This is a genomic window from Streptomyces sp. NPDC107765, assembly GCF_055657085.1.
Genome location: NZ_JBVKBL010000016.1, coordinates 19861 through 37781, shown reverse-complemented (window position 1 = coordinate 37781; position 17921 = coordinate 19861). Strand labels below are relative to the sequence as shown.

At 71.1% G+C, this 17921-nt stretch carries 13 protein-coding genes and 1 pseudogene; 9 read left to right on the top strand and 5 right to left on the bottom strand.

Going from position 1 to position 17921, the window contains the following annotated elements:
* The first annotated feature begins 15 nt into the window (after positions 1 to 15).
* Positions 16 to 870 (top strand): bifunctional 5,10-methylenetetrahydrofolate dehydrogenase/5,10-methenyltetrahydrofolate cyclohydrolase, encoded by an 855-nt coding sequence (locus tag ACZ7MX_RS31515; protein ID WP_472136999.1) that lies wholly within the window; start codon positions 16 to 18, stop codon positions 868 to 870.
* Between the two features lie 124 nt (positions 871 to 994).
* Here the strand turns inward: ACZ7MX_RS31515 and ACZ7MX_RS31510 are convergent, their stop codons facing one another.
* The 3 genes from ACZ7MX_RS31510 to ACZ7MX_RS31500 form a co-directional block, all read right to left on the bottom strand.
* A complete protein-coding gene (locus ACZ7MX_RS31510; RefSeq protein WP_472136997.1) occupies positions 995 to 2413 on the bottom strand; it encodes an aldehyde dehydrogenase family protein in 1419 nt (472 codons plus the stop codon).
* Between the two features lie 91 nt (positions 2414 to 2504).
* The gene (locus ACZ7MX_RS31505; protein WP_472136995.1) at positions 2505 to 3668 is read right to left on the bottom strand and encodes an NAD(P)/FAD-dependent oxidoreductase; all 1164 of its coding nucleotides are present in this window, start codon (positions 3666 to 3668) and stop codon (positions 2505 to 2507) included.
* The gene (locus ACZ7MX_RS31500; RefSeq protein WP_030411057.1) at positions 3665 to 3985 is read right to left on the bottom strand and encodes a bifunctional 3-phenylpropionate/cinnamic acid dioxygenase ferredoxin subunit; all 321 of its coding nucleotides are present in this window, start codon (positions 3983 to 3985) and stop codon (positions 3665 to 3667) included. Before ACZ7MX_RS31500 ends, ACZ7MX_RS31505 begins: the two co-directional genes overlap by 4 nt.
* 168 nt (positions 3986 to 4153) lie before the next feature.
* Here ACZ7MX_RS31500 and ACZ7MX_RS31495 point away from each other — a divergent pair, with 168 nt between their 5' ends.
* From ACZ7MX_RS31495 to ACZ7MX_RS31460, 8 genes and pseudogenes are all read left to right on the top strand, one after another.
* The gene (locus ACZ7MX_RS31495; RefSeq protein WP_472136993.1) at positions 4154 to 4957 is read left to right on the top strand and encodes an IclR family transcriptional regulator; all 804 of its coding nucleotides are present in this window, start codon (positions 4154 to 4156) and stop codon (positions 4955 to 4957) included.
* Between the two features lie 188 nt (positions 4958 to 5145).
* Positions 5146 to 6231 (top strand): S-(hydroxymethyl)mycothiol dehydrogenase, encoded by a 1086-nt coding sequence (locus ACZ7MX_RS31490; protein WP_472136991.1) that lies wholly within the window; start codon positions 5146 to 5148, stop codon positions 6229 to 6231.
* A complete protein-coding gene (locus tag ACZ7MX_RS31485) occupies positions 6228 to 8684 on the top strand; it encodes a GcvT family protein (RefSeq protein WP_472136989.1) in 2457 nt (818 codons plus the stop codon). The genes ACZ7MX_RS31490 and ACZ7MX_RS31485 overlap by 4 nt, the downstream gene beginning before the upstream one ends.
* A gap of 128 nt (positions 8685 to 8812) precedes the next feature.
* Positions 8813 to 9943, top strand: coding sequence for an aromatic ring-hydroxylating oxygenase subunit alpha (locus tag ACZ7MX_RS31480; RefSeq protein WP_472136988.1), 1131 nt, complete (start codon positions 8813 to 8815; stop codon positions 9941 to 9943).
* Positions 9936 to 11403: pseudogene (locus ACZ7MX_RS31475) on the top strand (aldehyde dehydrogenase family protein). The gene ACZ7MX_RS31480 and the pseudogene ACZ7MX_RS31475 overlap by 8 nt, the downstream one beginning before the upstream one ends.
* A gap of 12 nt (positions 11404 to 11415) precedes the next feature.
* Positions 11416 to 13035: an APC family permease gene (locus ACZ7MX_RS31470; protein WP_472136986.1), complete on the top strand. Its 1620-nt coding sequence runs from the start codon at positions 11416 to 11418 to the stop codon at positions 13033 to 13035.
* A 28-nt stretch (positions 13036 to 13063) separates the two neighbouring features.
* Complete coding sequence (locus ACZ7MX_RS31465; RefSeq protein WP_472136984.1) at positions 13064 to 14620, top strand: GMC family oxidoreductase; 1557 nt, start codon at positions 13064 to 13066, stop codon at positions 14618 to 14620.
* 63 nt (positions 14621 to 14683) lie between these two features.
* Positions 14684 to 15058: an ArsR/SmtB family transcription factor gene (locus tag ACZ7MX_RS31460; RefSeq protein ID WP_472136982.1), complete on the top strand. Its 375-nt coding sequence runs from the start codon at positions 14684 to 14686 to the stop codon at positions 15056 to 15058.
* Between the two features lie 146 nt (positions 15059 to 15204).
* Here the strand turns inward: ACZ7MX_RS31460 and ACZ7MX_RS31455 are convergent, their stop codons facing one another.
* On the bottom strand, positions 15205 to 15999 hold the full coding sequence (locus tag ACZ7MX_RS31455) for a carbon-nitrogen hydrolase family protein (protein WP_472136980.1): 795 nt from the start codon (positions 15997 to 15999) through the stop codon (positions 15205 to 15207).
* A gap of 388 nt (positions 16000 to 16387) precedes the next feature.
* Positions 16388 to 17800 (bottom strand): aspartate ammonia-lyase, encoded by a 1413-nt coding sequence (aspA, locus tag ACZ7MX_RS31450; RefSeq protein ID WP_472137243.1) that lies wholly within the window; start codon positions 17798 to 17800, stop codon positions 16388 to 16390.
* Positions 17801 to 17921: the final 121 nt, after the last annotated feature.

Below are 17921 nucleotides of genomic sequence, written 5' to 3'. Positions count from 1 at the left end.
GCCCAGGAGTACCCGATGTCCCCGACCGCCCGCCTCATGGACGGCACCGCACTGGCCCGCCGGATCATCGAGCAGGCCGCCGAGCGCGCCGCCGCCCTCACCGAGCAGACCAGCCAGGCCCCGTGCCTGGCGACCGTCCTGGTGGGGGAGGACCCCGCCTCGGTGACCTACGTCCGGATGAAGTGCAACCGCTGCGAGAAGGCCGGCATCCGCTCCCGGCACGTGGCCCTGCCCGCCACCACCACGACCGGTGAACTGGTCGACACCCTCACCGCGCTCTCCCAGGACCCCGGGGTGCACGGCATCCTCCTCCAGCACCCGGTCGGCCCGCACATCGACGAGCGCGCCGCCTTCGAGGCCATCGCCCCCGAGAAGGACGTCGACGGCGTCACCTACCACTCCTTCGCCACCATGAGCTTCGGCGCCGAGGGCTTCGCCTCCTGCACACCCGGCGGAATCCTCCGGCTGCTCGACCACTACGGCGTCGAGCTGGCCGGCAAGCACGCCGTCGTGGTCGGCCGCAGCGCGATCCTCGGCAAGCCGGTCGGGATGCTGCTGCTCGGCCGCAACGCCACCGTCACGTACTGCCACTCCCGCACCACCGACCTTGCCGCCCTCACCCGCCAGGCCGACCTCCTGATCGCCGCGGTCGGCCGGCCCCGCCTCCTCACCGCCGACCACATCAAGCCCGGCGCGGTCGTCATCGACGCCGGCTACAACCCCGGCAACATCGGCGACGTCGACTTCGACTCGGCCGCCACCCGCGCCTCCCTGATCACCCCGGTCCCCGGCGGCGTCGGCCCCATGACCATCGCCACCCTCCTCTCCCAGACCGTCGACGCCGCCACCCGCCAGCTCAAGGGCGCCTGACCCCGGAAGACCTCCGCAAGGCCGGTCCGCCCGGCCGGACGTGATCCCTCCGAGCCGCCTGCCCCGCAGTCGCCCACGGCGCTCCGTGCGCCCTGCGAGGCAGGCGTGCGCCCGGTCAGCGGTTTCAGAGCTGGAGCGACTTCGTCTGCAGGAATTCCCTCAGGCCGTGCGCGCCGAGTTCTCGTCCGACGCCTGATTGCCGGTAGCCGCCGAAGGGGGCGAGGGGGTTGTACGCGCCGCCGTTGACGGTCACTTGGCCACACTGCATCGCGCGGGCAAAGGCGATCGCCTGCTTCTGATCGGCCGCCCAGACGGACCCGGCGAGACCGTAGTCGGAGTCATTGGCAATGCGCAGGGCCTCCTCCTCGTCCTCGTACTTCAGGAACGAGAGCACGGGGCCGAAGATCTCTTCCCGCGCGATGCCCATTTCGGGAGTGACGTCGGCGAAGACGGTGGGACGGACGTAGAAGCCCTGGTCGCGGTCGTCAGGAGCCTCCGGGCCACCCGCGACGAGACGGGCGCCCGCTGCCAGGCCCCTGCGGATGTGGTCGCGGACCCTTTCCCGCTGGGCGCCGCTCACCACCGGGCCCAGACGGCAATCGGGGTCGGCCGGATCACCGGGACGATAGGCGGCGATCTCCTTGACGGCGAGGCGCACCGCCTCTTCGTAGTCAGCGGCGCACACCAGCGTGCGCGTCAAGGCATTGCAGGACTGCCCGGCGTTGCGCATGACGTCGGCGACGTTGGCGCGGACGGCCCGGGCGAGGTCGGCTCCGGGGAGGATGACATTGGCGGACTTCCCGCCGAGCTCGAGAGCGACCGGTTTCACCGCCGCACCGGCAAGGGCCCCGATGTGCTTGCCGACGGCCGTGGAACCGGTGAACGAGATCATGTCGACCCCGGGGTGGCGCACCAGTGCCTCCCCGGCTTCCGACCCCCGGCCCGTGACGAGGTTGAAGACCCCCGCGGGGAAGCCCGCGGCCGCTACGCACTCGGTGAACATCTGGGCCGACAGGGGGGTCAGTTCCGCGGGTTTCAACACGACCGTGCAGCCGGCGGCGAGTGCGGGCACGACCTTGCAGACGATCTGGTGCAGCGGGTAGTTCCACGGGGTGATGGCGCCGACGACTCCGACGGGCTCCAGCAGCACCAGGGAGTTGCCCACCTGCTCCTCGAAGGCGAAGTCGGCCGCGAGACCGGCATGCAAGCGCGTCACGGTGACGGGAAGACCGGCCTGCACCCTCCGGGAGAAGCCGATGGTGGTACCCACCTCAGCGGTGATGAGGGAGGCCATCTCGTCCTGCCGGGCGGCGAGTTGGTCGGACAGCGCGGCCAGTAACGCGGCGCGGCGGGCGGGGGCGGTGGCCGCCCAGCCGGGAAGGGCCGAACGGGCCGCGTCGACCGCGGCGTCGACGTCGGCCGCGGAACCGGCCGGAACGGTCCCGATGACCTGCTCGTCGGCGGGGTTGACGACCTCGAGGGAATCCGTTCCGACCGCAGGTCGCCAGCGTCCTTGGATGAACACCTCGTCGTGCGCGATCACAGGTCTGCTCCTCCATACGTCACGGTTGGTAGGGGAAACCTAACCTCGTGCGCCACAAGGGCACCAGCGTGACCAGGAGTTCGGGCCGGTGTCACAGGGGCTGGGCGGCGCGGGCGAGTTCGCGGCGGTGTCGCATGAAGGGGCGGGGGCGGTTGAGGGCGAGCACCGCGGTGGTGCGGCCGTCGCGTTCGTAGCAGGCGAGGAAGGTGCGGTCGTCGGGGGAGCCTTCGAGGATCCGCGGGGTGTCGTGGGGTCCGCGGCGGCCGGCGAACTGGAGGCGCACGCCGTACTGGTCGGACCAGAAGTAGGGGAGGGACCGGTGGGTGGTGACCGTGCGGCCGGCGAGGAGGTTGCGGGCGGCGACCGCGGCCTGTTCGGTCGCGCTGGTCCAGTGCTCGGCCCGGACGCCGGCCACCCTGGCGACGTCGCCGACCGCGACGACGTTGGGCAGCGCGGTGACGCAGCCGGCGTCGCAGACCACGCCGTCGTCGAGGGGCAGCCGGGAGGAGGCGAGCCAGTCGGTGTGCGGTCGGACGCCGATGCCGACCACCACCACATCCGCGGGCAGCCGGCGGCCGTCGGACAGCTCGACCGACGTGACCCGGGGGCCGGCGCCGGCGCCGTGCAGCCCGGCCACGCCCGTGCCGGTCAGCAGGGTGACGCCGTGGTCCGCGTGCAGCGCGGTGCAGATCCGGGCCATCTCCTCGCCGAGTTGCGGCAGGAGCGGAAGCGGGGCGGCCTCGACCACGGTGACGTCATGGCCGAGGGCGGCGCAGGAGGAGGCGACCTCGGCCCCGATGAATCCGGCGCCGATCACCACGACGCGGACCGGGCCCCGGGTCAGGTCGGCGCGCAGCGCGCGGGCGTCGTCGAGGGTGCGCAGGGTGTGGGTTCCGGCGGGTGCCGGGCCGGGGAGACGGCGCGGGGTGGCGCCGGTGGCCAGGACGACGCCGTCGGTGGTCAGCGGCCGGCCGTGGTCCAGCAGTACGGCGCCGGCGGCGGCGTCCAGGCCGGTGGCCCGGGTGCCGAGCAGCCACTCGGCGTCGAGTTCCGCGGTCTCCTCGGCGTCGGCCAGGGCGAGTTGGTCCTGGCCGGTGGTGCCGGTGAGGAAGCCCTTGGACAGCGGCGGCCGGTCGTAGGGGCGGTGCTGCTCGTCCCCGACGATGACCAGCCGGCCGTCGAACCCCTCGGCGCGCAGGGCCCGGGCGGCGTACAGCCCCGCCAGCGAGGCCCCGATGACAGCGACCGACTTCATGCGGCGGTGCCCTCCTCGGCGACGTGGTGCACGTAGATCATGCCGTCCTCGACGGTCACCGGGTGGGTCCGCACGGCCCGGCGGGCGGGCAGGCAGGTGGGCGCACCGGTGCGGAGATCGAATGAAGCGGCGTGCAGCGGGCATTCGACCAGACACCCCTCCAGCCAGCCGTCGGCGAGCGAGGCGTCCTGGTGGGTGCAGGTGTCGTCGATGGCGTACAGCTGCCCGTCGGCGTTGAAGACGGCGATCGGAGGAGCGGTGTCGATGCGTACGGACTCGCCTGCGGGCAGGTCGGCAAGGTGGCAGACAGGAATCACAGGACCCCCCTGTTACTCTTCGGTATCATCGAGTTTCGTGTTGCGCACGATGGAGCGCTATGCGCAACAGAATCCAGTCCGGGGCCAGGCGCGTCAAGCGATCCCCGGAATTGCCGACCGTTCAGATCCGGACCCGCGACCGGGTGACCAGATGGCGAGAACCCACACATGACGGACATCGTGGAGGGACAGGCGGACGGCAGGCCGTCGAAGGGACCCGCCAGCGCCGTGCAGTCGGTGGACCGCGCGGTGACCGTACTGGAGATCCTCGCCCGGCACGGCGAGGCCGGGGTGACCGAGGTCGCCGACGAACTGGGCGTCCACAAATCGACCGCGTTCCGGCTGCTCGGCGTGCTGGAGAGCCGCGGCCTGGTCGGCCAGGAGCAGGAGCGCGGCAAGTACTTCCTCGCGGCCGGGGTGCTGCGGCTGGCCGGCGCGGCCGCCGTCCGGCTGGACATCTCCCAGGAGGGCGCCGCGGTCTGCCGGCAACTGGCCGACGAGCTCGGGGAAACCGTCAACATCGCGGTGCTGGAGAGCGATGCCGCGGTGAACATCATGCAGGCACGCGGCCCGGCCTCGGTCACCGCGCAGAACTGGCTCGGCCGGCGCACCCCGCTGCACGCCACCTCCAGCGGCAAGGCGCTGCTGGCCTACCAGCCGGCACCGGTCCAGGACGCCGTACTCGGCCGGAAACTGCCGCGGCTCACCGAGCGCACGGTCACCTCGCCCGAGGAACTGCGCCGCGAACTCAAGGAGGTCGTCGAGCGCGGTTTCGCGACGGCGGTCGAGGAACTGGAGCTGGGGCTGCGCGCGGTCGCGGCGCCGGTGCGGGCGCACGACGGCTCGGTGATCGGGGCGATCAGCGTGTCCGTGCCCGCGTACCGGCTGGACGAGGAGCGGCTGCCCGAGGTCGTCAAGGGCACCGTCTCCGCGGCCGAGGAGCTCTCCCGCCGTATGGGGTACGCCTGTTGAGCCACTGACGGGCAGATGACGGCGGCGGGGCCGGAGCGCACAGCTCCGGCCCCGCCGCCGTGTCCGGACGCGTAACGAGCCTTTTACGAACAGCTGGCCCGCACCCCTTGACGGTGCCGAGACGGCGTTCCCACTATGTCTCTCATCGCGCAACCAGTCGTGCACTGCGCAACACTGAGGGGTAGGGCATGCCACACGAAGTCCATGCCGTCGTCGCGGCGGAACAAGGCGCACCCGTCGAGCTCCGAACGATCCTGGTGCCGGATCCCGGTCCGGGCGAGGCACTCATCGCCGTACAGGCCTGCGGAGTCTGCCACACCGACCTGCACTACCGGGACGGCGCGATCAACGACGACTTCCCCTTCCTCCTCGGCCACGAGGCCGCCGGAATCGTCGAAGCCGTCGGTCCCGGCGTCACCGATCTCGCCCCGGGCGACTTCGTCGTCCTCGCCTGGCGCGCCCCCTGCGGCACCTGCCGGTCCTGCCGCCGCGGCCGCCCCTGGTACTGCTTCGACTCCCGCAACGCCACCCGGCCCATGACCCTGATGGACCGCACTCCGCTCAGCCCCGCGCTCGGCATCGGCGCCTTCGCCGAGAAGACCCTGGTCGCCGCCGGCCAGGCGGTCAAGGTCGACCCCGCCGCCCGGCCCGAAGCGGCCGGACTCATCGGCTGCGGCGTGATGGCCGGCTACGGCGCCGCCGTCCACACCGGGCAGGTGGGCAGCGGCGACACCGTCGCCGTCATCGGCTGCGGCGGCGTCGGCAACGCCGCGATCGCCGGCGCCTCGATCGCCGGAGCCCGCCGGGTCATCGCCGTCGACATCGACGAACGCAAACTCGACGGCGCCACCCGCTTCGGCGCCACCCACACCGTCAACTCCCGCCGCACCGACCCCGTCGAGGCCGTACGGGAACTCACCGGCGGACACGGCGCCGACGTCGTGATCGACGCCGTCGGCCGCCCCGAGACCTACCGGCAGGGCTTCTACATGCGCGACCTGGCCGGCACCCTGGTCCAAGTCGGCGTCCCCGCACCCGACATGACCATCGAACTCCCGCTCATCGACCTCTTCGGCCGCGGCGGCGCCCTGAAGTCCTCCTGGTACGGCGACTGCCTGCCCAGCCGCGACTTCCCCGTCCTCATCGACCGCCACCTCGGCGGACGCCTCGACCTCGACGGCTTCGTCACCGAGCGGATCACCCTCGACGAGGTCGAGTCCGCCTTCGAGAAGATGCGCCGCGGCGAGGTCCTGCGATCGGTGGTGGTCCTGTGACCCCGGCACCCCCCGCCACCGACGCCCGCGTCGTCATCATCGGCGCCGGCATCGTCGGCTGCTCCCTCGCCGACGAACTCACCGCCCGCGGCTGGACCGACGTCACCGTCCTCGACCAGGGCCCGCTGCCCGCCCCCGGCGGCTCCACCTCCCACGCCCCCGGCCTGGTCTTCCAGACCAGCCCCTCCAAGACCCTGACCGCCTTCGCCCGCTACACGGTCGAGAAGTTCTCCGCCCTCCAGGTGGACGGCCTGCCGTGCTTCCACCCGGTCGGCGGCCTGGAACTCGCCACCACCCCCGAACGCTGGGCCGACCTGCACCGCAAGGCCGGCTGGGCCGCCTCCTGGGGCGTACGCGGCGAACTGGTCTCCCCCGACCGCTGCAAGGAACTCTGGCCCCTCCTCGACCAATCGATGATCCTCGGCGGCTTCCACACCCCCGACGACGGCCTGGCCCGCGCCGTGCTCGCCGCCCGCGCCCAGATGGAGCGCGCACAGGAGCGCGGCGCCCGCTTCCTCGACCGCCACACCGTCACCGGCATCGAGCAGGCCGACGGCCGCGTCACCGGCGTGGTCACGGACCGCGGCACCTTCCCCGCCACCCACGTCGTCTCCGCGGCCGGCTTCTGGGGCCCGGTGATCGGCCGCATGGCCGGCGTCGACGTCCCCCTCCTCCCGCTCGCCCACCAGTACGCGAGGACCAAGCCGCTGCCGGAACTCGCCGGCGCCAACGACCCCCGCACCGAAGCCTCGAAGCCCATCCTCCGCTTCCAGGACCGCGACCTGTACTTCCGCGAGCACACCGACCGCATCGGCATCGGCAGCTACGCCCACCGACCGCTGCCCGTCGACCCGTTCACCGTCCTCCCCTACGACGAGGCACGCACCCGGGGCATGGACATGCCGTCCTCGTTCCCGTTCACCGCCGAGGACTGGGCCCCGAGCTGGGAGGACAGCCGCCGGCTGATGCCCGCCCTGCGCGACACCGACATCGAGGAGGGCTTCAACGGCGTCTTCTCCTTCACCCCCGACGGCATGCCGCTCCTGGGCGAATGCGCCACACTCGGCGGCTTCTGGCTCGCCGAGGCGGTCTGGGTGACGCACTCCGCCGGCGTCGCCAAGGCGGTCGCCGAATGGATGGTCGACGGCCACGCCCGCACCGACCTGCACGAATGCGACCTGCACCGCTTCGAGGACGCCCAGCGTTCCCCCGCCTACGTCCACGACCGCGGCTCCCGGCAGTTCATCGAGGTCTACGACGTCATCCACCCCCTCCAGCCCATGGAACAGCCGCGCCCGCTGCGCGTCAGCCCCTTCCACACCCGCCAGCAGGAACTCGGCGCGTACTTCCTGGAAGGCGGAGGCTGGGAACGCCCGCACTGGTTCCAGGCCAACGCCCACCTCGTCACCGACACCCCGGAACGCGACCCCTGGTCGGCCCGCCACTGGTCGCCCATCGCCGCCGCCGAGGCGAAGGCCACCCGCGAACGGGTCGCCCTGTACGACATGACCCCACTGCGCCGCCTGGAGGTCACCGGCCCCGGCGCGCTCGCCTTCCTCCAGCGCATGACGACCAACAACCTCGCGAAGAAGCCGGGCGCGGTGACGTACACCCTGCTCCTCGACGAGAAGGGCGGCATCCGCTCGGACCTCACCGTGGCCCGGCTCGCCCCCGACCACTTCCAGGTCGGCGCCAACTCACCCGCGGACCTGTCCTGGTTGCAGCGCCACGCACCCGCCGACGTGCACCTTCGTGACCTCACCTCCGGCACCTGCTGCATCGGCGTATGGGGCCCGCTCGCCCGCGACCTGGTCCAGCCGCTGACCCGCGACGACTTCTCCCACGAGGCGTTCGGCTACTTCCGCGCCAAGCACACCCACCTCGGCCACGTCCCGGTCACCGCCCTGCGCCTCAGCTACGTCGGCGAGCTCGGCTGGGAGCTCTACACCACCGCCGACCTGGGCCTCCGCCTCTGGGACACCCTCTGGGAAGCCGGACAGCAGCACGGCGTCATCGCAGCCGGCCGGTCGGCGTTCAACAGCCTGCGCCTGGAGAAGGGCTACCGCTCCTGGGGCCACGACATGACCGAGGAGCACACCCCGTACGAAGCCGGGCTCGGCTTCGCCGTCCGGATGGACCACGGCGACTTCCTCGGCCGCACCGCCCTCGAACAACTCCCGCCGCCGCAAAGGAAATTGACCGCACTGCTCCTCGACGACCCGGCCGCCGTCGTCCTCGGCAAGGAACCCGTCCTCGTCGACGGCACACCCGCCGGCTACGTCACCAGCGCCGCCTACGGCCACACCCTCGGCCGCTGCGTCGCCTACGCCTGGCTGCCCGCCCACCTCACCACCGGCACCGGCGTCCACATCGAGTACTTCGGCGAGAAGCTCCCCGCCACCCTCGCCGAAGAGCCGCTGTTCGACCCGAAGATGACCCGCATCCGCCGCTAGGAGACGCCGCTGCCCGCAGCGTCTCCCGCGCACGACGCCCGCGTCCTCGACCGCACCACCACGAACCACACCGAGCCGTTCGACCCGCGCCGCCATCCCGCCGCGCCCGCCGTCTGAGGAGTCCGCCCGTGACGACGCTCCCCCTGCCACCGAGCCTCATCGCCACGCTCCCCGGCCACTACTACACCGACCCCGCGCTCTTCCGCACCGAACAGGAGCGGATCTTCGAACGCATGTGGTTCTGCGCCGTCCGCTCCGCCGACCTCGACCGGCCCGGAGCCTTCCGCACCGTCCAGGTCGGCCGCGAGAACGTCCTCATCACCCGCTCCCGCACCGGCCACCTGCGCGCCTTCCTCAACGTCTGCCGCCACCGCGGCGCCCGCCTCTGCACCGAAACCGAAGGCCAGGTCCGCCGCACCCTCCAATGCCCCTACCACGCCTGGACCTACGACCTCGACGGCAAGCTCATCGCCGCCCCCAACCTCACCAAGATGCCCGACGTCGACCGCACCACCTACGGCCTCGTCACGGTCGCCCTGCGCGAATGGCTCGGCTACGCCTGGGTGTGCCTGGCCGACGAACCCCCCTCCTTCGAGGACACCGTGATCGGCGCGGCCGTCGAACGGCTCGGCGAGGTGGCCGCCCTCGACCACTACGGCACCGAACGCCTCGCCCTCGGCAAACGCCTCACCTACGACGTGAAGGCCAACTGGAAACTCATCGTCGAGAACTTCATGGAGTGCTACCACTGCGCCACCATCCACCCCGAACTCACCGAAGTCCTCCCGGAGTTCGCCGACGGGTACGCCGCCCAGTACTACGTCGGCCACGGCGCCGAGTTCGGCGACGGTGTCAAGGGCTTCACCGTCGACGGCAGTGAAGGCTTCGGCAGACTCCCCGACGTCTCCGACGACCAGGACCGCCGCTACTACGCCCTCACCGTCAAACCCACGGTCTTCGTGAACCTCGTGCCCGACCACGTCATCCTGCACCGCATGTTCCCGCTGGCCGAGGACCGCACGGTCGTCGAATGCGACTGGCTCTACGCACCGGACGTCATCGCCTCCGGGGCCGACGTCACCCGGTCCGTCGAACTCTTCCACCGCGTCAACGCCCAGGACTTCGCCGCCTGCGAACGCACCCAGCCCGCCATGTCGTCCCGCGCCTACCGCTCCGGCGGCGTCCTCGTCCCCACCGAACACCACATCGGCATCTTCCACGGCTGGCTCCGGCAGCAACTGGGAGCCGACGGTGCCTGACCTCTTCATCGGCGGCCGATGGACCACACCCCGGGACGAGCGCACCCGCGAGATCCGCTGCCCCGCCGACGGCAGCCTCGTCGCCGTCGTCGACGAGGGCGGCGGCAAGGACACCGCCGACGCGATCGCCGCCGCCCGCCACGCCTTCGACCACGGACCCTGGCCCACCACCCCGGCCGCCACCCGCGGCGACCTGCTGCTCCGCGTCGCCGCCCTCCTCGCACGCGACCGGGCCGCGCTCGCCCGCGCCGAGTCCCTCGACACCGGAAAACGCCTGGCCGAGAGCGAAACCGACATCGACGACGTCGCCGCCTGCTTCCGCTACTACGGACGGCTGGCCGGCACCGACGACGGCCGGCTGCCCGACCCCGGCACCCCCGGCGTCGACAGCCGCATCGTCCACGAACCCATCGGCGTCTGCGCCCTGATCACCCCCTGGAACTACCCGCTGCTGCAGACCGGCTGGAAGGTCGCACCGGCCCTGGCCGCGGGCAACACCTTCGTCCTGAAACCCAGCGAACTCACCCCGCACACCGCCCTCCACCTGATGCGGCTGCTCCACGAGGCCGAACTCCCCGACGGCGTCGCCAACCTCGTCCTGGGCACCGGCCCCGAAGCCGGCGCCCCGCTCACCGACCACCCCGACGTCGACATGGTCTCCTTCACCGGCGGACTGTTCACCGGCCGCCGGATCATGGCCGCGGCGGCCGGCACCGTCAAACGCCTCGCCCTCGAACTCGGCGGCAAGAACCCCAACATCGTCTTCGCCGACGCCGACTTCGACACCGCCGTCGACCACGCCCTGACAGCCGTCTTCCTGCACTCCGGACAGGTCTGCTCGGCGGGCGCCCGGCTGCTCGTCGAGGACACCCTGCACGACCGCTTCGTCGACGAGATCGTCCGCCGCGCCCGGCTCATCCGGCCCGGCGGCCCCTTCGACGCCCACGCCCGCACCGGACCGCTGATCTCCGCCGCCCCACCGCGCCAAGGTCGAGACCTACGTCGCCACCGGCATCGCCGAGGGCGCAGTGCTCCGCTGCGGCGGCACCCGCCCCGACGACCCCCGACTCGCCGACGGCCACTACTACCTGCCCACCGTCCTCGACGACTGCCGGGCCACCATGACCGTGGTGCGCGAGGAATCCTTCGGCCCCGTACTGACCGTCGAACGCTTCACCACCGAGGACGAAGCGGTACGGCTCGCCAACGACACCGTCTACGGCCTCGCCGGCGCCGTCTGGACCACCGACCAGGCACGCGCCGACCGCGTCGCCGCCGCGCTGCGCCTCGGCACCGTATGGATCAACGACTACCACCCCTACCTCCCGCAGGCGGAGTGGGGCGGCTTCAAACAGTCCGGCACCGGCCGCGAACTCGGCCCCGGCGGCCTGGCGGAGTACCGGGAAACCAAACACATCTGGCGCAACACGGCACCCGCGCCGGTGCACTGGTTCGACTGAGGAGGAAGGCCCTTGAGCTCACCCGACGCACCCTCGGCAAGACCCGCGGCACAGCCGCACACAGCCCCACCGGCCACCGGCACCGAACCGGACGACACCGGACTCACCGAATTCGGCTACCGCCCCGAACTCCAACGCACCCTCGGCAACTTCCACACCTTCGCCGCCGGCATCAGCTACATCTCCATCCTCACCGGCACCTTCCAGCTCTTCTACTTCGGCTACGGCATCGGCGGACCCGCCTACTGGTGGTCCTGGCCCCTCGTCTTCGCCGGCCAGCTGATGATCGCCCTGTCCTTCGCCGAACTCGCCGCCCGCCACCCGGTCGCCGGCTCCGTCTACAACTGGGCGAAGAAACTCGGCAACCCGCACATCGGCTGGCTGGCCGGCTGGATGATGCTGGTCGCCTCCATCGTCTCGCTCTCCGCCGTGGCCCTGGCCTACCAGCTCACCCTGCCGAAGATCTCCGCCGCCTTCCAGTTCATCGGCGACGGCACCGGCACCTACGACACCGCCACCAACGGCGTCCTCCTCGCCGCCGTACTGATCCTCTTCACCACCCTCGTCAACGCCTTCGGCGTCAAACTCATGGCCCGCATCAACACCGCCGGCGTCTTCATCGAACTCATCGCCACCGTCGTACTGATCGTGCTCTTCGCCGTCCACGTCGTCCGCGGCCCGGACGTCGTCCTCCAGACCCACCACGCCGGCGCCGGCCAGCCCCTCGGCTACCTCGGCGCCTTCCTCACCGCCTCACTGGCCTCCGCCTACGTCATGTACGGCTTCGACACCGCCGCCTCACTCGGCGAGGAATCACTCGACCCCTCCCGCAACGCACCCCGCGCCATCCTCCGCGCCCTGATCGCCTCGTTCGTGCTCGGCGGACTCATCCTGCTCCTCGCCATGATGAGCGTGAGCAGCCTGAACGGTAAGGGACTGACCACCGACGGGCTCCAGTACGTCGTCCTCGACGTCCTGGGCGACACCGGCGGCAAGGCCATGCTGTGGTGCGTCCTCATCGCGGTCACCGTCTGCGCGCTCGCCGTGCACACCGCCGCCATCCGGCTGGCGTTCGCCATGGCCCGCGACAACAACCTCCCCGCCGCCTCCCTCATGGCCAAGGTCAGCCCGCGCTTCCGGACACCGGTCCTGCCCGCCGTCATCGTCGGGGTGCTCTCCCTCGGCGTACTGCTCCTCAACATCCGCCAGCCGCAGATCTTCTCCGTCGTCACCAGCATCGGCATCATCATGATCTACCTGGCCTACCTGCTGGTCACCGCCCCGATGCTGATTGCCAGGCTCCGCGGCCGCTGGACGCCGGCCGGCGGCGGACGGTTCACCCTGGGCCGCTGGGGCCTGCCGGTCAACGTCCTCGCCGTCCTCTGGGGCGCCGGCATGATCGTCAACCTCGCCTGGCCCCGCGACGCCGTCTACAACGCCACCCCGCCGCACCACTGGTACCTGCGCTACGGAGCCGTGCTGTTCGTCGGCGCCGTCGCCGTCGGCGGCTTCGCCTACTACTGGTGCGTCCAACGGCACCGCACCGGCGTCCTCGCCGAACACGCCGCCACCACCGGCCGCACCGCGACCGGCACCACCGACACCCACGTCACCGTCACCGCCACCGACTGACCGCACCGCCCCGGGAGGACAACACCCCATGGAACACGCGGAGTTCGACTACGTCGTCGTCGGCGGCGGCACCGCGGGAAACGTCGTCGCCGCCCGCCTCAGCGAGGACCCCACCGTCACCGTCTGCGTCCTGGAAGCCGGACCCAGCGACGTCGGCGACGACAACATCCTGCGCCTGGAACGCTGGATGGCACTGCTGGAATCCGGCTACGACTGGGACTACCCGGTCGAACCCCAGGAGAACGGCAACAGCTTCATGCGGCACGCCCGCGCCAAGGTCCTCGGCGGCTGCTCCTCGCACAACTCCTGCATCGCCTTCTGGGCACCCGCCGAGGACCTCGACGGCTGGGAGGCGAGCGGCGCCACCGGCTGGGGCGCCCGCGACACCTTCCCGCTCTACCGCCGCCTGGAGAGCAACGACGCACCCGGCGACCACCACGGCCGCACCGGCCCGGTCACCCTGCGCACCATCAAACCCACCGACCCCTGCGGCACCGCCCTCCTCGAAGCCTGCGCCCAGAGCGGCATCCCCACCACACCCTTCAACACCGGCCGCACCGTCATCCGCGGCGCCCACTGGTTCCAGATCAACTCCGACGAGAACAACATCCGCCAGTCCTCCTCGGTCGCCTACCTGCACCCCGTCATGGGCAACCGCCCCAACCTCACCGTACGCACCGGCATCCGCGCCAAACACCTCCTCATCGACGACGACCGGCGCTGCACCGGCGTCGCCTACCTCGACCCCGACCTCCTCCACACCCGCACGGTCCGCGCCCGCCGCGAAACCATCGTCTCCTGCGGCTCCATCGACACCCCCAAACTGCTGATGCTCTCCGGCATCGGCCCCGCCGACCACCTCCGCGACATCGGCATCGACGTCCGCGTCCACTCACCCGGCGTCGGCGAGAACCTCCAGGACCACCCCGAGGGCGTCATCATGTGGCAGGCGAAGCAGCCCATGGTCACCGCCTCCAACCAATGGTGGGAGATCGGCATCTTCGCCGACACCGAACCCGGCCTCGACCGCCCGGACCTGATGTTCCACTACGGCTCGGTCCCCTTCGACCTGAACACCGCCCGGCACGGCTACCCCACCTCCGAGAACGCCTTCTGCCTCACCCCGAACGTCACCCGCGCCCGCTCCCGCGGCACCGTCCGGCTCCGCACCCGCGACTTCCGGGACAAACCCAGGGTCGACCCGCGCTACTTCACCCACGAACACGACATCCGGGTGATGACCCACGGCCTGCGGCTGGCCCGGGAGATCGCCGCCCGCCCCGCACTCGCCGACTGGACCGGCGCCGAACTCGCCCCCGGCCCCGACGTCCGCACCGACGACGAACTCCTCGACTACATCCGCACCACCCACAACACCGTCTACCACCCCTCCTGCACGGTGAAGATGGGCGCCGCCGACGACACCACGGCACCCCTCGACGCCCGGCTGCGGGTCAAGGGCGTCACCGGCCTCCGGGTCGCGGACGGCTCGGTCATGCCCGACCTCGTCACCGTCAACCCCTGCATCACCACCATGATGATCGGCGAGAAGTGCGCGGACATGGTGCGGCAGGACGCGGGCTGAAACCCTTGACAGCCACCAGGAACGAATGAAGAGGTCTTCATGCCCCCTCGCTAGGATGACCCCATGGGTCACGGCATGGACGACAAAAGCACCACAACCACCCGCGAACGACTCGACGCCGTCGGCGCCACCGACGTCGCCGCCACCCTCCAGGCCCTCTCCACCCCCTCCCGGCTACGCATCCTCGCCCGCCTCCAGGAAGGCCCCTGCGCCGTCGGCGACCTTGCCACCGCCGTCGGCATGGAACAGTCCGCCTGCTCGCACCAGCTCCGCCTGCTCCGCAACCTCGGCCTCGTCACCGGCGAACGCAACGGCCGCTCCATCGTCTACGCCCTCTACGACCACCACGTCGCCGAACTCCTCGACCAAGCCCTCTACCACGTCGAACACCTGCGACTGGGACTGCATGACGGGACGTCAACTGCTGTGGTGCGGTAAGGAGATGGGCCCTGAGGAAATGGCGCCCCTGGCCTGACAGCCGCCCCCGGGGCGAGGGGCGGGAGGCAGCTGCCACACCTACCGACCTGCTACCGAGCTACGGCTGATCTACTACCGTCCTACTGCTGATCCACTACCGGTCCGAGCTACAGCCGGCGGTTGTCCAGCACCGCGACCGCCCGCCGCACCCGCGCCGTCTCCTCCGTATCCAGCTGCGCCACCAACAGCTCGGGCGCACCGCCCAGTTGGGCCCGCACCGTGCCGTCCGGACCGACCAGCGCACTGCGCCCGACACCGTTCGGCGCCTTCGTCGGCACCTCCGGGTCGGCCTGCGGGTCCGGCGCGGCCTGGCCGACGGCCGCCAGCCACACCGTCGCATCCAGCGCGCGGGCCCGTACCAGCAGATCCCACTGCGCACGCTTGCCGGGGCCCGCACCCCAGGAAGCGGGCAGCACCGACACCGTCGCCCCGGCATCCGCATGCGCCCGGAACAGCTCCGGGAACCGCAGGTCGTAGCAGGTCGCCAGACCCACCCGGACGCCCTCCACGTCGATCGTCACCACCCGGCTGCCCGCGGCCACCGTGTCGGACTCCCGGAACCCGAACGCGTCATACAGGTGGATCTTGTCGTACGACTCCTCGACCCCGGGCCCGGTCGCCAGCAGCGTATTGGCGACCCGCCCCTCAGGCGCCGGGGTGAACATGCCCACCACCACCGTCACCCCCGTCTCCCGGGCCACCGCACGCACGCCCTCGGCCCACGGCCCGTCCAGCGGCTCCGCCACCGGCCCCAGCGGCACCCCGAACCGCACCATGGACGCCTCGGGCAACACCGCCAGCCGCGCCCCCTCGCGTGCCGCCCGCCGCACGTGGTCCTGCACCGCCGCAAGGTTCTCCTTCGGCTCGGCCGACGCCGTCATCTGGCACAGCGCGATACGCATGCGATCCCTCTCTCCGACTCTCCGAAGCATCTCGTGTACGGAACCCCGCAGGACCCCGCACACGACCCTGTACACGATTCTGATCCACTCACCCGGGGAGCGCGGTTCCGGGACGGGGTTATTCCGGGTACGGGGTTATTCGGGGTAGGGGGTGGTTCCGGGTACGGGGTTCCGGGTGCCGGGCGGGCCGGCCCGTGATGCGGCCGAGCGCTGACGTGGCCGAGCGCGTGATGTGGCTGCGGCCCGGGAGGGTGACCCGTACGGGCTGTACGGGTGTCGCCGACAACGCCGGGCCGGCCAGGTCGGGCCAGGCCAGGTGGGGCCAGGTCAGGCTGGCCGCCTGGCTGGTCGCCGTCGGCGTCGCCTCACCGTCGACATGGGCGTCGCCTCACAGCCGCCCCGTGCCCGCCACTTCCTCCGGCCGCAGCAGGGCGGCGAGCCGCTCGGCGGGCAACAGGCCCTGCTCCAGCACGAGTTCGGCTACTCCACGCCCGGTGGCGAGGGCTTCCTGGGCGATCGCGGTCGCCGCTGTGTACCCGATGTGCGGGTTGAGTGCGGTGACCAGCCCGATCGAGTTCTCCACGCTCGCCCGGAGCGTTTCGGTGTTCGCGGTGATGCCGTCCACGCAGCGCTCGGCGAGCGTGCGGCAGGCGGCCCCGAGGTGGGTGATGCTTTCGGAGAGCGAGTGCAGGATGATCGGCTCGAAGGCGTTGAGCTGGAGCTGTCCCGCCTCGGCGGCCATCGTGATGGTGACGTCGTTCCCGATCACCTCGAAGGCGACCTGGTTGACGACCTCCGGGATCACCGGGTTGACCTTGCCCGGCATGATGCTCGAACCGGCCTGTACCGGCGGGAGGTTGATCTCCGCCAGGCCCGCCCGCGGCCCGGACGACAACAGCCGCAGGTCGTTGCAGCTCTTGGAGAGCTTGACGGCGATCCGCTTCAGCACGCCGGAGAGATGGACGAACGCTCCGCAGTCCTGCGTCGCCTCGACGAGATTGGCCGCGGTCACCAGCGGCAGCCCGGTGATGGCGGCAAGATGCCCGCGAGCCGCCTCGGCGTACCCCCGAGGCGCATTGAGGCCCGTGCCGATGGCCGTCGCACCGAGATTGATCTCGTGGATGAGCAGTACGGCCTCCGCCAGCCGGCTCTGGTCCTCCTCCAGCATCACCGCGTACGCGGAGAACTCCTGCCCCAGCGTCATCGGCACCGCATCCTGGAGCTGCGTCCGCCCCATCTTCAGCACCTCGCGGAACTCCTCCGCCTTGGCGGCAAAGCTCGCCCGCAACACACCCATCGCGTCGACCAGCTCCCGCACCGCCATGATCGTGGCGACCTTGACCGCGGTCGGGTACACGTCATTCGTCGACTGCCCCAGGTTGACGTGCTCGTTCGGGTGCAGCCGGGCGTAGTCGCCCTTCGTATGCCCGAGGATCTCCAACGCCCGATTGGCGATCACCTCATTGGCATTCATGTTCGTCGAGGTCCCAGCACCCCCCTGAATCACATCAACCACGAACTGCTCATGCAGCCGCCCCTCCACCCGAATCTCGCGACAGGCAGCAACAATCGCCTCCGCCCGCTCCCGGTCGAGCAGCCCCAGATCCTGGTTGGCCCGGGCCGCAGCCTCCTTGACGGCGGCCAGCGCATTGATCAGATGCGGATAGGCAGAGATCGCCATCCCACTGATCGGAAAGTTCTCCACGGCCCGCAACGTATGCACGCCCCAGTAGGCATCGACGGGTATCTCCCGATCCCCCAACAGATCGTGTTCCCAACGGTGATCAGTAGCAGCAGTCACGAAAAAACGTCCTTCGGGGAAGTGAGAGAAGAGCGATGAGGGAAGAGATGGGCCCAAGGCCCGAGGCGCGAGCCCCAAGGAGCAGGGCCTAAGGCGCAGGGCCCGAGGTGCAACGCCTGAG